This is a genomic window from Sediminibacterium soli (genome assembly GCF_009939225.1).
GTDB classification, from domain to species: Bacteria; Bacteroidota; Bacteroidia; order Chitinophagales; family Chitinophagaceae; genus Sediminibacterium; species Sediminibacterium soli.
This window is the reverse complement of the sequence record NZ_JAACJR010000008.1, coordinates 373,255-388,370: the sequence shown is the minus strand read 5'-3', so window position 1 is coordinate 388,370 and position 15,116 is coordinate 373,255. Positions and strand designations below refer to the sequence as shown.

Annotated in this window: 13 protein-coding genes; 9 read left to right on the top strand and 4 right to left on the bottom strand. The window is 52.7% G+C overall.

What is annotated here, in order from left to right:
• Positions 1–58 precede the first annotated feature (58 nt).
• The 7 genes from GWC94_RS08950 (at position 59) to GWC94_RS08920 (ending at position 8,030) form a co-directional block, all read left to right on the top strand.
• Positions 59–1,327: a tetratricopeptide repeat-containing sensor histidine kinase gene (locus GWC94_RS08950; RefSeq protein WP_161834695.1), complete on the top strand. Its 1,269-nt coding sequence runs from the start codon at positions 59–61 to the stop codon at positions 1,325–1,327.
• A gap of 77 nt (positions 1,328–1,404) precedes the next feature.
• A complete protein-coding gene (locus GWC94_RS08945; protein ID WP_161834694.1) occupies positions 1,405–1,971 on the top strand; it encodes an AraC family transcriptional regulator in 567 nt (188 codons plus the stop codon).
• A 117-nt stretch (positions 1,972–2,088) separates the two neighbouring features.
• The gene (locus GWC94_RS08940; protein WP_161834693.1) at positions 2,089–2,661 is read left to right on the top strand and encodes a helix-turn-helix domain-containing protein; all 573 of its coding nucleotides are present in this window, start codon (positions 2,089–2,091) and stop codon (positions 2,659–2,661) included.
• 126 nt (positions 2,662–2,787) lie between these two features.
• Entirely contained in the window at positions 2,788–5,028 is a 2,241-nt protein-coding gene (locus GWC94_RS08935; RefSeq protein WP_202628687.1) for a heavy metal translocating P-type ATPase, read from the top strand.
• A gap of 88 nt (positions 5,029–5,116) precedes the next feature.
• A complete protein-coding gene (locus GWC94_RS08930) occupies positions 5,117–5,329 on the top strand; it encodes a heavy-metal-associated domain-containing protein (protein WP_161834692.1) in 213 nt (70 codons plus the stop codon).
• A gap of 59 nt (positions 5,330–5,388) precedes the next feature.
• The gene (locus tag GWC94_RS08925; protein ID WP_161834691.1) at positions 5,389–5,844 is read left to right on the top strand and encodes a DUF3347 domain-containing protein; all 456 of its coding nucleotides are present in this window, start codon (positions 5,389–5,391) and stop codon (positions 5,842–5,844) included.
• Positions 5,841–8,030 carry a multicopper oxidase family protein gene (locus tag GWC94_RS08920; protein WP_161834690.1) on the top strand — a complete coding sequence of 730 codons (2,190 nt, stop codon included), beginning with the start codon at positions 5,841–5,843 and terminating at the stop codon, positions 8,028–8,030. The genes GWC94_RS08925 and GWC94_RS08920 overlap by 4 nt, the downstream gene beginning before the upstream one ends.
• Before the next feature lie 12 nt (positions 8,031–8,042).
• Here the strand turns inward: GWC94_RS08920 and GWC94_RS08915 are convergent, their stop codons facing one another.
• On the bottom strand, positions 8,043–8,516 hold the full coding sequence (locus tag GWC94_RS08915) for a DUF4251 domain-containing protein (RefSeq protein WP_161834689.1): 474 nt from the start codon (positions 8,514–8,516) through the stop codon (positions 8,043–8,045).
• Positions 8,517–8,617: 101 nt separating this feature from the next.
• On the opposite strand from GWC94_RS08915, the gene GWC94_RS08910 reads away from it, so the two are divergent.
• On the top strand, positions 8,618–9,334 hold the full coding sequence (locus tag GWC94_RS08910) for a protein-L-isoaspartate(D-aspartate) O-methyltransferase (RefSeq protein ID WP_317163453.1): 717 nt from the start codon (positions 8,618–8,620) through the stop codon (positions 9,332–9,334).
• Between the two features lie 7 nt (positions 9,335–9,341).
• Here the strand turns inward: GWC94_RS08910 and GWC94_RS08905 are convergent, their stop codons facing one another.
• The gene (locus tag GWC94_RS08905) at positions 9,342–9,725 is read right to left on the bottom strand and encodes a DoxX family membrane protein (protein ID WP_161834688.1); all 384 of its coding nucleotides are present in this window, start codon (positions 9,723–9,725) and stop codon (positions 9,342–9,344) included.
• A 212-nt stretch (positions 9,726–9,937) separates the two neighbouring features.
• Between GWC94_RS08905 and GWC94_RS08900 the strand changes: the two genes are divergently transcribed.
• A complete protein-coding gene (locus tag GWC94_RS08900) occupies positions 9,938–11,227 on the top strand; it encodes an erythromycin esterase family protein (protein WP_161834687.1) in 1,290 nt (429 codons plus the stop codon).
• Positions 11,228–11,258: 31 nt separating this feature from the next.
• On the opposite strand, the gene GWC94_RS08895 is transcribed toward GWC94_RS08900, so the two are convergent.
• Positions 11,259–11,756, bottom strand: a complete 498-nt coding sequence (locus tag GWC94_RS08895; RefSeq protein ID WP_161834686.1) for a CinA family protein — start codon at positions 11,754–11,756, stop codon at positions 11,259–11,261.
• A gap of 96 nt (positions 11,757–11,852) precedes the next feature.
• Positions 11,853–15,080, bottom strand: a complete 3,228-nt coding sequence (locus tag GWC94_RS08890) for a TonB-dependent receptor (RefSeq protein ID WP_161834685.1) — start codon at positions 15,078–15,080, stop codon at positions 11,853–11,855.
• Positions 15,081–15,116 lie beyond the last annotated feature (36 nt).

Below are 15,116 nucleotides of genomic sequence, written 5' to 3'. Positions count from 1 at the left end.
GGCTCAAAAAGCAAAATCCTACTTTTGTATGGTTCCCCCCGTACCACAATATCCGACTATGAGCCCTGTCTTACGTCTGTTTCTTGTCATTTCCGGCTGTATCCTGCAGTCATTTCTCTTTGGGCAGTCCACCATTTACCAGCTGCAGGAGCAGGCCCGCAGGTATGAACAAAAAAAGGATACCAGCAATGCGATCGCACACCAGAAAAAGGTGCTGGCGCGTGCGCAAAACGCCGGATTACCCGAACACGAAGCCAGGGCACTGGTGCAGATAGCCAGGTTATTGCCCGCGGAAGAAGCCGACAGCAGCCTGGAACACCTTGCCAACGCGCTTCGTATTGCCAGACGCATCGGTCACCAGCAGCTGGCGGCGGATATTTTCCGTGCCATCGCCGATATACACAAAAGCCAGCGTAACTACCGCGAGGCGATATTTGCGCTCGAGGAACACCACAAACTGCTCGATACCCTTTTTGCCCGGCGCAAGCAGGAAGAAGTGCGGGTTTATCAAACGAACCAGCGACTGGCCCGCGAAAGAACCCTGGTATGGACCATCCTGATCACCGCTGTTTTGTTAAGCCTGATCTCGCTCCTGTATTCGAGAAAGCTGAACAGGCTTAACAAGGAACTTCGCGCGCTCAACTATGTAAAAGACAGGATTTTTTCTATCGTGAGCCATGACCTGCGCGGACCGGCAAACAATATTGCCGAAGCGCTGGCCCTGGTGGAAAGCGGTGAACTGAGCGAGGCCGATCAAAAAGAGATGCTGCACCTGCTGCACCGGCAGAGCGTTCCTTTCCGCGATACCATCGATAACCTGCTGGCATGGGCGCTGACCCAGCTGAAAGGTGCGGGCGCCCGCCCAACAGTGGTGCATCCCGCAGCCATCGTACAGCAGTCCTGGAATGCGATGATCGCACAGACCTCCGCAAAACAGCTGAGCCTGGTTAACCGGATCCCACCCGGTACCCGGTTATTTGCCGACAAAGACCAACTGGAAGTGATCACCCGCAACCTGCTGAACAATGCCATGAAATTTTCTTTTGAAAACGGTCTTGTGGAAACCGGCGCGTCTGTGGAAGGCAACCGGGTAACGATCAGTTTCCGCGACTCGGGCGCGGGGATGTCTGAAGAAAAACTGCAGCAGTTCAACAGCCGGGGATATGTCGACAGCAGCTACGGTACCAGGCAGGAAAAAGGCATCGGTATCGGGTTGGCGCTGGTGAAGGAATTTGTGCGCACCAACGGTGGCACCATCCGCGTGCACAGCGAACAGGGCAGGGGCACCGTGTTTTTGCTGACCTTTCCTGTGCCCGAACAGGCATAACCTGCAGTCAGTCCATCCTCATCGGATGCGTCGGGCAGGAAATAAAACAAAGGATTAATTTTGCAGAAAGACAAGGGATGGTATTGCATATAAAGAACATGGTCTGCGATCGCTGTATCATGGCTGTCAGAAATGAACTCGAAAAATTACCGTTGCCGTATTCCGACCTGCGTTTGGGTGAGGTAACGGTTGCTGCCGATCCCGGACCGGATACCCTGCAGCGGTTTGCCGGAAACCTGCGCTCGCTTGGTTTTGAATTGCTGGACGACCAGCGGTCGCAAACGGTGGAGCGCATTAAAAACACCATCATCAACCTGGTGCATCGCAGCGGCGAAGTGTCGAACCTGAAACTGTCGGCCATCCTGGAACAGGAGCTGGGCATGGATTACCATTATCTCACCACTTTGTTCTCTTCTGTGGAAGCAATGACCATTGAGAAGTTTGCGATACTGCAGCGTATCGAAAGGGTGAAGGAACTGCTTACCTATAACGAACTGGCCCTGGGTGAAATTGCCGACCAGCTCGGCTACAGCAGCCCGCAGCATCTTTCACAGCAGTTTAAAAAAACAACCGGAATGACGCCCTCGCAGTTCCGCGGACTCACCGAAAACACACGCCAGCCGCTGGATAAACTGAAGGGCTGATAATTTTATACAGGCAGCTAATAATTTCATGAGCACGGACCGTGCCTGCATAGCTAATTTGCATGGGTATTTTATTGCTTTCTTGCCCGGTACACTCCGGGTGTATCAAACAGGACTATGCAAACAGGAACGCTGCGAATAAAAGGTATGGTATGTGAACGTTGTATCTCCGCCGTAAAAAACACATTGGATACACTGGGTCTGCATGCCACCGGCATTACCCTGGGAGAAGTGGCACTCGGCGCCGTACCGCAGGAAAAAATAGCGGAATTGCGGGAACGTCTGCATGTTCTTGGTTTTTCCCTTGCAGAAGACAAAACCTACCTGGCTGCAGCGGCGGTAAAAAAACTGGTGGCCGAAGTGTATTCCGGCGGTTTTGATTTTCCCGCAGGTTTCCGGTTTTCCCTATATGCCGCCGGTAAACTGCGGATGCCCTATGACCAGTTGAGTGCCCTCTTTGTGGCAGCGGAGAAAACAACCATTGAAGCGTATATACTAAACCGGCGTATGGAAAAAGTGAAGGACCTGTTGTTGCAGGAGGATCTTACCCTGGAAACCATCGCGTTCAGGTTGGGCTTTACCGGCAAAGCGCACCTGGCCAGCCAGTTCAAAGCGCTGACCGGCACGACCACCTCCCGTTTCCGCGAACAGGCCGCCCCAAAAATTACCGTCGCCCCAGAAAATCCATAAATCCACATCGGCAATCCGCATTCGGCAATCCACCAATCTCTTCCCTGTTGTAAAAATCTTGTACAGATAACTTCCCCTGTTGTAACCGGGTGCCATCGATGCGGGCTGAGCTTTGTAAAAAAACAGATGCCCGCAAAAATACCAACAGTCAACGCTCCCAACCTGGTCAGGAAAGAATTCCCCGTATTAGACATGACCTGCGCCGCCTGCGCGGTAAGTGTTGAATCAACGCTTCTTTCGGCGCCGGGCGTACAGGAGGCCGGCGTAAACTTCGCAAACCAGTATGCATGGACTTTGTACGACCCTGCGGTAACGGATGAAACCAGACTGCGGGAAGCGGTTCGCGCCATCGGTTACGATATCGTCATCAGCGAGGGCGACAGCCAGGATATCGTGGAAGCCGCCGCACGGAAAAAATACCGCGCGCTGGTGAAGCAAACCATCTGGTCTTCCGTACTCTCGGTGCCGGTTGTGGTCATCGCCATGTTTTTTATGGATATGCCCTATGCCAGCTGGATCATGCTGCTGCTGACAACACCCGTGGTGGCTTACCTGGGCAGACATTTTTTTATCAATGCATGGAAACGCGCCAGGCATGGCACCGCCAACATGGATATCCTGGTAGCGCTGAGCACGGGCATTGCTTACCTGTTCAGTGCATTCAATACGCTGTATCCCGCATTCTGGCATAACAGAGGACTGCATGCCCATGTTTATTTTGAAGCGGCGTCTGTGATCATCGCCTTTATCTCGCTCGGCAAACTGCTGGAAGAACGTGCCAAAGCAAGTACGTCTTCTGCAATAAAGAACCTGATGGGTTTACAACCCAAAACAGTCACCGTTGTGCATGAAAACGGTCACCGGCAGGAGATTCCCGTAGCGGCTTTGCAGGTAAACGACCGTGTACTCGTAAAACCCGGTAACAGGATAGCTGTTGACGGCACCGTGGTATCGGGTGAATCCTATGTGGACGAAAGCATGATCAGCGGCGAACCTGTTGCCGTGCTCAAAACACCCGGAACAAAAGTGTTTGGAGGCACCATCAACCAGAAAGGAAGTTTTGAATTCCGCGCCGAGAAAGTAGGGGCCGATACCCTGCTGGCGGGCATCATACGCATGGTACAGCAGGCACAGGGCAGCAAGGCGCCGGTGCAAAAACTGGTCGACAGGATCGCAGGCATATTCGTACCCATCGTGATCGGCATAGCCCTGCTTACCTGGGTGGTATGGATGTTTTCCGGCGCCGACAATGCCATTACCTATGCCCTGCTGAATGCCGTAACCGTGCTGGTGATCGCCTGTCCCTGTGCACTGGGTCTTGCCACACCCACTGCCATCATGGTCGGCATCGGCAAAGGTGCGGAAAACCATATCCTGATCCGGGATGCCGAAAGCCTGGAGATCGCGCATAAAGTGGATACCATCCTGCTCGACAAAACCGGAACGATCACCTACGGCAAACCGGAAGTGGTGGCAAGGAAGATATGGGACAGGTCAAGAACCGCTTACCTGGAATCGGTGTTAAAAAGTATCGAAGCCAGCTCTGAACACCCGCTGGCCGAAGCCGTGGTGGCCTCGCTTGGAACGGCACCCCTGCTGCCCGTGACAGCGCTGCAGAGTATTACCGGAAAGGGCATCACCGCTGTGGCGGATCAAAAAAAATACCTGCTAGGCAACCCTGCGCTCATGCAGGAAAATGCGGTTGTGCTGACAGCGGAACAGCATGCGCTGGTGGATGAATGGCAGGCCGCCGCCCGGACCGTTGTGCTGTTTGCCGAGGAAACTGCGCTGGTTGGTATCATCGCCATTGCAGACAAAATAAAACAGGGTGTGCACGAAGCCGTTGCCTCGTTGCAGCGCGCGTCTATCGAAGTGTATATGCTTACCGGCGATAACCGCCATACCGCCGCGGCCATCGCAAAAGAAGCGGGCATCGTTAACTATAAAGCCGAAGTATTGCCGGCAGGTAAATCGGATTTTGTACAGATGCTGCAGCGGCAGGGCAGGATAGTGGCCATGGTGGGCGACGGGATCAATGATTCACAGGCGCTGGCGCAGGCAGACCTGAGCATCGCCATGGGAAAAGGTTCCGATATAGCCATGGACGTAGCGAAAATGACGCTGATCACGTCCGATATCGGCAGTATTCCCAAAGCGCTGAAACTGTCGCGGAAAACCGTTGCCGCCATACGCCAGAATCTTTTCTGGGCGTTCATCTATAACCTGGTGGGTATACCCGTTGCGGCAGGTCTGCTGTATCCTGTAAACGGTTTTTTATTGAACCCGATGATCGCCGGCGCGGCCATGGCGCTCAGCTCTGTCAGCGTGGTAATGAACAGCCTGCGGTTAAAGATGGCGAGGATATGAGTACTAACAAAGCTATACAATCGGTCCGCTAAACTATAACGGCTGCGGCCCGGGACCATACTAATTTTATCGTCAAAATACAACAGACATGGAAACACTTCAATTTAAAACAAACATCAAATGCAGCGGCTGCGTAGCCAAGGTAACACCTGTACTGGACGAACTGGCCGGTAAAAACAACTGGCAGGTGGATACACAGGCTCCGGAAAAAACGCTGAAGGTAACCAACAGTTCCCTCAGCCCGGCAGCACTGGCCAAAGCGGTGGAAGATGCAGGGTTCAAAGCGGAATTTTGGCAGTAACTTAAAAGAGTGATCTCTTCATCAAGGAAAAAAACATTCTTTCACCAAACTCTTTTTTTATGCTGAAGTACCTGGTATCCGCCGCACTGGTTGCGCAATTATTTTGTACTGTAACCGCCGTATCGGCGCAGAACCGCACCGCGGATCCGCTGACGGTATATTATTCACTCAAGAACGCACTGGTGCAGGGCGATGCCAAAACAGCCGCCGTTCAGGCAGCTGAACTGGCAAAAATGCTGCAGTCCGACGAGCCCGCGATAGCGAAAGAAGCAGACGCGCTGGCTTCGGGTAAGGACATTGCCAAACAACGCGCTTCGTTTGCGCTGCTGTCAGCAGCCATGATCGGCTGGGCAAAATCCCACCAGCAGGCATCGCCGGCTTATGTTCAGTATTGCCCGATGAAAAAAGCCTACTGGCTAAGCGAAGAAACCGCGGTCAGAAACCCTTATTACGGATCAGCCATGCTTAGCTGCGGATCCGTTACCGAAACCATTCCGTCTAAACCCAAACCATGAGATTCCGCATCCTGTTCGTTTTTCTTTTGACCGGTCTTTTTACAGAAGCGCAGCCGTACGGCATGCAGCACCAGGCTCCGCAGCGGCGACTGCCTTTTTATACCAGATCGGGAAATAAGGTTGTCTATCACCTGTATGTAACAGACACCCTTGTCAGCTATACGAGCCGCCAGGCCAAAGCGGTTGCGATCAACGGGCATATCCCTGCGCCGGAACTGCGCTTCACGGAGGGCGACAGCGCAGAGATCCATATACACAACCTGATGCATATGGAAACATCCGTTCACTGGCATGGACTGATCCTTCCCAACGAACAGGATGGCGTTCCTTACCTCACCACGCAGCCGATAGCGGCGCAAAGCGATTTTGTGTACCGCTTCCCGATCGTTCAGAACGGCACCTACTGGTATCATTCGCATTCGATGCTGCAGGAACAGTCGGGTATGTACGGAGCGTTTATCATCGATAAAAAAAACAGGGAGGCAAACGAAGTAAAGGAGCATACGGTATTGCTGAGTGACTGGACCAATGAAAAGCCGGAGCAGGTGGAACGATCGCTGCACAATGCAACCGACTGGTATGCCATTAAAAAGAATGCGGCGCAGGATTACTGGCAGGCCATCAGGGAAAAGAAACTGGGTGTGAAGATCACCAACGAATGGAAACGCATGCTGGCCATGGATGTAAGCGATGTGTACTACGACCTGTTTACCATCAATGGCAAAGCTTCGGACAGCGTGGCGGATCTGCGGCCCGGCGACAAATTGCGTTTGCGTATCATCAATGGCAGTTCGTCTACCTATTTCTGGCTGCGCTTTGCAGGAGGAAAGATCACCGTGGTGGCTACTGACGGAAAAGAGGTGGAACCGGTTGCGGCAGACAGGCTGATTGTAGGTGTATCGGAAACCTACGATGTGGAACTCACCGTTCCGGACGGTGGCAGTTATGCGTTTATGGCCGGCTCGGAAGACAGAACCAACCAAACCCTGCTATGGATCGGCAACGGAACCAGGCAGGCCGCTCCCCCGCTTCCCCGGCTGAAATATTTTGAGGGGATGAAGATGATGAACGATATGATGAACATGGACGGCACCATGAACGATATGGGTATGAAGATGGGTCTGCAGCAGATGGATATGAACACGGTGATGTACCCGGAAATAACAGACAGCAACCAAACCATCAGTACGCTGAACTATGCCATGCTGCGCTCACCGCGCTCCACCAGGCTTCCTGAAGGACCGGTCAGGGAGCTGTTCTTTGAGCTTACAGGTAATATGAACCGGTATGTATGGACCATTAACAACAAAACCGTTTCGGAAACGGATAAGATACTGATCCGTAAAGGCGAAAACATACGCATCGTTATCCGCAACAATTCCATGATGCGCCATCCCATGCACCTGCATGGTCATTTCTTCCGTGTACTGAACGGACAGGGCGATTATTCCCCGCTGAAAACCGTACTGGATATTATGCCGATGGAAACGGACACCATCGAGTTTCATGCATCGGAGCAGCGGGGCGACTGGTATTTTCACTGTCATATCCTTTACCACATGATGGCGGGTATGGGAAGGATATTCAGCTACGAAACAACGGCGGCCGATGCACCGCCCGTTTACAGGCAGGATATCCGCAAAGTGTACAGCGACGATAAACGGTTTTTCCCCTACGCGCAGATCGGGCTCGAAAGCAATGGCAGCGACGGCGAGTTCCGGATGGGTAATACACGCTGGTTACTGCAGACCGAATGGCGGCTGGGCATGAGTACTGAAAAAGGATACGAGAGCGAAACGCATATCGGCCGGTACATCGGCAGAAACCAGTGGCTGATGCCCTATCTTGGATTCGACTGGCGTTACCGGCGCGGACACGAAGCCGAAAAGAACCTGTTTGGCCAGACAAACACCAAAGACCAGCGCGCGGTGATCTGCCTGGGTGTTCAGTATACACTGCCCATGCTGCTCAGGGCCGATGCAAGGATCACCGGCGACGGCGGTTTGCGCGTGCAGATCGGCAGGGAAGACATGGCTTTGACAAAAAGACTGCGTTTCAATTTCATGGGTAACACCGATAAAGAATATATGGCAGGGTTCCGTTACATACTCACCAAATATGTAGCACTGTCTACCCATTACGACAGCGATATGGGATGGGGCGGTGGTCTTACCATTACCTATTGACGGTTCATCGGTTTAGTCCGTCAGTCTTCCGGCATACGAGATCGGCTGCCGGGTGGTGCTTGTTACCTGCAGTAACCCCGTTCCGTCGTCGAACAGCGTCAGCACCATCTGCTGTACATCGGTTGCATCTTTGGGTTTGATGGAGATCACCCATTTACCTCTCTTACCCTGCTCGGCTGTGTAGTCGAATTTCCGGGAAACAAAACGGATACTTCCGTCGGTAAGTCCGGTGCTGGGTTTGTACGACTGACCAAAGTAGGGCAGTACCACCGAAATACTGTCCGGACTGACATCCATCCGGTATTCTGTACTCAGCACCCTATTGGAGCCATCGGCCGGCCGTGCCAGCTGCGCCTGGAAGGCAAATTTTTTCTGACGCATACAATTCGCGATATAGATCTGCGTATCCTGTGCACAGAGCTCTCCGGTAACGGTAAATGCCGCAACAAGGCATACCAGCAGTGTGGAATAACGGTGGGTTCGCATAAAAAGGTTTTGAGTTATTGGATTGGAATACAATATAAGCAAAAGACGGGGTAACGCCCCTGGCCTGTATTAGCGGCTCATCCCCATGCGCAACGGTGTTTGTGTATCTTTTTACCCGCAATACGTTGGTAAACTGGAATATTTTTTGTGCGACAGCGGGTATGGTAAAAGCGGATATTGATACGGAGAAACAGCAGCGGCTGCGGACAAGGCTGATGGATACACTCAGAAGTAAAGGCATACAGGACACACAGGTGCTGAATGCAATAGCCAAAGTGCCGCGACATTTTTTTGTAGGAGAGGAACAGCAGCCATATGCTTACGAAGACAAGCCCCTGCCGATAGGCGAAGGCCAAACCATATCGCAGCCCTATACCGTGGCATACCAGACGGAACTGCTGCAGGTGCAGCCGGGTCAGAAAGTACTGGAGATAGGCACGGGCAGCGGTTACCAGTCAGCCATACTCGCCAGTCTGGGTGTGCACCTGTACTCACTGGAGCGGCAGCGGAAACTGTTTGAAAAAAACGAATCGTTTGCCTACCTGCAATCACTGCCCGATGTTCATTTTTATTATGCCGATGGTCATCACGGACTGGCAGAAGAAGCGCCGTTCGACAGGATACTGCTTACTGCCGCCGCACGTATCATACCGGGTAATCTTCTCGAACAACTGGCGCCGATGGGTCTGCTGGTGGCGCCGGTTGGCGGAACCGAAGGACAGCAGATGGTGCGTATGCACAAAAGTCCTGATGGCAGCATCCAGGAAGAGCTGTTCGATCTTTTTTATTTTGTACCCATGCTCCCCGGAACGCAATAAACAGCTGTCACTGTTTCGATGGCTCGCCCCTTAGATTTCTTGTATGCAGCTGCGCCAGCGTATAGGCGCCCACGGCCAGAACAAGATCACGCACGGCCACATCGTAATACCCGCCGCCCGCGATCAGCTGCAGCGCAATACAGATAAGCCAGGCCATAACAATAAAACCTCCTAACCTGGGATAAACAAACACAATAAGACCTGCGATGATCTCTATTACACCCACGATCCGCATGAAAACAAGGGGTTCCAGCGGTAGCAGGTGCCTGTTGTTGCCCAGGTAATCGGCCCAGTTCGTAAGCAGGTTCGTGAACTTATCAAGTCCTGCCGCGATCGCCAGCAATCCGTAGGTAAACCGCAAAAGGGTTTGAAGGTGTTTGATGGTTGACATAGGCAATCATTAAGAATGAATTTCAGCAATTGGGAAATTTGAATGCAAAGACATGTAATCGAAGCACAAATGCGGTGCCGGAACGGATGCGGTCTTTTGAGACCGCTTCGGGGAAAACGGACTACAGTGCGGCCGCGTTGCATGGCCCTTGCGAACGGTTGCTGTGTAAAATAATGCCCATCCGGCTGGAATGTCTTTTTTGCGAACAGGGTATGGCATTACTACCAAAGGATCGCTGTTTGCCGTTGAAGAGCGATGCAGATCTTACGCCTTTGCTGGAGCAGATCGGCGATGCGCGCATTGTGATGCTGGGCGAGGCATCGCATGGCACACATGAATACTATACCTGGCGCAGCCATATCAGCAAAAGACTGATCGAAGAAAAAGGCTTTGGGTTTGTGGCGGTGGAAGGCGACTGGCCGGACTGCTACCGGCTGAACCGTTTTGTCAAAGGATATTCGAACGAAACATCCGTGGCGGCGGTGCTGGCTCATTTTCGCCGCTGGCCCACCTGGATGTGGCGTAACTGGGAAGTGGCCGCTTTTGCCGAATGGCTGAAAAGCCATAACCAGTCGCTCCCTGCCAACCGCAGGGCGGGGTTTTACGGGCTTGATGTGTACAGTTTATGGGAATCGATGGAAGCGATCATGGACTATCTCAGGAAAACAGATCCCGATACGCTCGGGCTCGCGGAACAGGCCTTCCGCTGTTTTGAACCCTATGGCGGGGAGGATGGATACAACTATGCCTCTGCACTGCGTTTTGTGCCCCGGTTATGCGAGCAGGAAGTAGCGCAGCTTTTGCAGGAGATACAGACACGCAGACCGCAGTACGATCACGATATGGAAACAGCATTCAGTACGGAACAGAATGCGCATGTGGCGGTGAACGCCGAAGCCTATTACCGGGCCATGCTGAACGGCGGCGCAGCTTCCTGGAACGCGCGCGACAGGCATATGCAGGATACGCTGGAGCGGTTACTCGGTTTTTATGGTGCGGAGGGCAAAGCGGTTGTTTGGGCACACAATACCCATATCGGCGATGCGGCCTACACCGATATGCGCAACGATGGTATGTATACTATCGGGCAGTTATCGAGAGAAAAAATCGGGGAGGAGCAGGTTGTGCTGGTAGGTTTCGGAAGCTATTCTGGTACAGTAACGGCAGGAAAGAAATGGGGCGCGCCGATGCAGGCAATGGACATGCCGCCTGCCATGCCCGGCAGCTGGGAAGACCTGCTTTACCAGTCAGCCGGTGAGGATGCTTTACTGCTGATGAAAGACATCGCGGATACACCTTTCGGTAAAAAACCGATACCCCAGCGCGCCGTAGGCGTAGTGTACCAGCCGGCTGTTGAAAGACCGGGTAATTATGTGTCTTCGCTGATCACGAAACGGTATGATGCCTTTCTGTTTATCAGCGAAACCAGGGCGCTGCATGCCATGCCGGCAGACGCGGTTGACAGACACGAAATGCCGGAAACCTATCCATTCGGGGTATAGACAGCACGTTAAAAGTTGTTTTTCGGACGCGCTATTTTGGAACGGCGGCGTATTTTTCTGTCAGGCAATCGTCCAGCAGCCGCAGGGTTTCGGTGGTAAAGTATACCTGCGTTTCCCAGCCATCTTCCTTGTCGGATACGATGCGGTCGGTTCGCACAATCTTGTTGCGGAAAGCAATGCTGGCATAGGCGTACAGTATGCTGTTCGAGTCTGTCCGGGCGGCAAAACCCGTGATCGCGATCGCCCAGTCTGTACAGAACATCTGCAGCGCGCCCAATGCCATCTGCTCCGATACTTTCGTCGAAACCATGTGTACGGCTTCCGCATGAACGGGTTCCACATCCAGGTGTTTGGTTTTCTGGCCAAGCTGGTAAACGGTGATGCCGCCCTCAAAAAAACAGCTGGCATCCTTCGCCTGTGAAAAAGCGCATTGCATCAGACCTGATGTAACACTTTCGGCCACGGTAATGGTTTCGTTGTTATCAATCAATCGTTCCCTGATACGCTCGAGTCTTGCTTTATCAAACATAACAGGATGGCAGTAAAAAACATGCCAATGTTTCGGTCGGGGGTAAAAAAAGCGCCATCACGCAATGCGATGGCGCCCTTGTTTCAGGAATGCCGGTTAAAACGTATACCGCAAACCCGCCTGCATCTGGTATCTGGATCCAAACAGGTCGATAGAATAAGGAGCACTCGGGTTACTCCAGGTATAGGTCGGATAAGCGCCCGCGGTGGCCGGTGCCGTTACTTTCAAACCTGTTGAAGCCATAGAGTTAAAGGTATTGGGCGAGAAATACTGCTTGCCCCAGCTGCTGCTGAGCAGGTTGGTCAGGTTGATGATATCATACGTAAAAGTAAGCGTATGTGTTTTCTTGCCTGCACGCAGGTTGATGTCCTGTGTAAACCTGAAGTCGAGCTGTGTATTCCAGGGAGTGCGCCCGCCGTTGCGCTCCGTAAAATCTCCGCGGCGTGTACGCAGGTATTTGTCTGCATCCACATACGCATCGAAGTTGGCAGCCTGTACGGGGTCAGCGAAGAATTTGGAAAGATCCGCCTTGGCCGGTATATACACCAGGCTCTGCGCCTGCCCGGTTCCGTTATAAGTGGTATTGATCAGACCGTAAGAGAAGGGAAGTCCCGATGCCGTGTTGAAGAACAGCGAGAAACCTGAGATCGATTTTCCCTGTTTGTTCCAGTCGATCCGGTAATTGGCCGTAGATACGATCCTGTGACGGATATCGAAATTGGAGTACGCAAGCGCGGGACTGTTGGGGCTGAGCGATTGGTTCAGCTGCCAGTTGGATTCCATGGAATTTCGTATGCCGTTGGTGATATCTTTTGAATAACCATAGGTATAGGCAACGGTAAAGCCGAGTCCGAAATGGAAACTCTTGTTCACCTGCGCCGTCAGACTGTAGCGGTAACCGTCTTTTGTGTTGCTCAGCAGGTATGCATTGGTGTACAGCGGGTTGATCTTGGCGCCGGAATAAATCGGCTGCTGGCGTTTGGTATCATACACCCAGTAGGTCGGATTGTCCACATAGTTCACCTGCTGGAATTTCAGGTCGTAGATCACTTTGGTATAGATGCCTTCCAGTGTAAACTTCCAGCGATCGGCTGTGGTATAGTCGAGCGCCAGGCTGCTGCGCCATACCTGCGGCATTTTGAAATGGTTGTCGATCAGGTCAACCTGTGTTGCCCCGCTGGGGTCGTTGATGTTCCTGCCCTGGTTCTTCACAAAATTGGCCTCGCCGATATTTCCGCTGATCGCATCTTTTACAGGATCTGATCCCGCAGCATATGGCGTGGAGGCACGCTGGTCAAATGCACCGTAGGTTACACCGTTGTTGTAATAGGCATAGCCCAGCCAGGCAAACGGTATACGGCCGGTAAACACACCGGTTCCGCCGCGAAGCACCCACTGCTGGTTGCCCTTGATATCCCAGTTAAACCCGAGCCGGGGCGATACCTGTACCTGTCCGAGAAAATCGTTCCTGATATCTTTTGGCAATGTATAGGCATAGGTAGTGCCGAAATTCGGGTCTACCGGTGCATTGGTGGTCTTGCTGCTCAGCAGCTGTTTGTTGGGCATAACAGCCAGATCGGCACGCAGTCCCGGCATCAGTTTCAGCCGGCCGATGCGTATCTCATCCTGCGCATACACGCTGTACAGGTTGATATGAAAAGCCGCCGGCGGGTTGCTCATGATGTAGTCGCGGGTATTGTCGGCATAGTTGTAATTGGTGCGCACCCTGTTCGGTTTGTTGTTCAGGAAATCGCTGACACTGCTGTACGAAGCACGCCCGTTCCATGAGTTCACAAAACCGTACGTGATATCGTAAAACTCGTTGTGCGTGCCGAACGTAAACGTATGGTTTCCCTTTACCATGGTCAGGTTATCGGTAAACTCATAGGTCTTCTGTTTCATATTGAATACCGCGCCTTCCCTGTCGGTGCCCAGAAAGATGGTGCTGCCGCCACTGGACGCGATCTCGATCTGCGGCAGGGCGGGGTTGGAGGCCGGCTCCCTGTAATCGTGGATATTGGAATAACCGAGCACCAGGCTGTTCGACAAACCGCTGTGGAAATTCGTTTTCAGCTCCGCAACGGTCGATGTCTGGTTGTTCACCTGTTTGAAATCGATGCTGCCAAAACGGAAGTTCTGCTGGTCGCGTTCCAGGTTGGTGGCCTGCGACCTGATCGTATTGTTGCGGATCGACAAACGGTTCCTGCTGTCGATCACCCAGTCGATGCGGTTAAAGAACTTGTTGGAATTGGAATAGATGGAAGTGTTGCCATAAGCACCTGCGCCGTTGGCAAGACCGTATTTGTTCCGCATCACCGAATCGATCGACTGTGCCTGTGCCAGGCTGATCACGGTATTGTCGGACGAGCCGGCCGCCAGGATCACGGGATCTACGCGGCGGGTGATCTCTTCATTGGTGAAGAAGAACAGTTTGTTTTTGATGATCGGGAAACCAAGACGCACCCCTGTCTGGTAATCGTGAAAATCGGTGGGTATCTTGCTTTTGTCGCCTGCATTATTCGGCCCGATCAGGAAGGCGGATCTTCCGTAACCATACACCGAGCCATGCAGTTCGTTGCTTCCGCTGCGTGTTACCGCGTTGATGCTTCCGCCGAGGAAATTGCCGATTTTAATATCGTAAGGTGTCAGGTATACCTGCACATCCTGTATCGCATCCAGCGAAACAGGATTGGTACGCGTACTGCTGCCGGGCTGTCCGGATGCATTGGTTTGTCCGCCCAGCGAAGGACTGAAGCCTATCGCATCGTTATTGATCGCGCCGTCAATCGTTACGTTGTTGTAACGGAAATTGGTGCCTGCAAAAGAGTTGTTATTGCTTTGGGGTGTCAGCTTGGTCACATCCTGCAGGCTGCGGTTCAGCGAGGGGATGGTTCTGATCTGGTTCTGACCCACCTGTACGTTTGCGCCCGATTTGAGTCCGCCGCTTCTTGCGGCAACCGTTACCTCGGTAAGCGTATTGTTCAGTTCCTTCAGTTGCTGGTCAAGCGTATTGGAACCCAGGCTGAGGTAATAATTGTTTTTTTCTTCGGTGCCAAATCCCACATAGCTGATGCTGATGGTGTATGGGCCGCCGGGTTGCAGGTTGCCGATAAAATAATAGCCTTTGTTATTGCTGATGGCGCGGCTCACAAAACCCGTGGGCTCATGTCTCAGCGAGATGGTGGCGCCATCGATGATGCTGCCTTTGGCGGTTTTAACGGTGCCGCCCAGCGATGCCGTCGTTTCCTGGGCAGATACACGCCCCAGACCGAAAAACGCGGTGATGATCAGCAGCAGTGTTCGGAATACATGTTTTGGGTACATAAATCAGTGTTAAATGGTGTTTTGCAGAATTGCTGT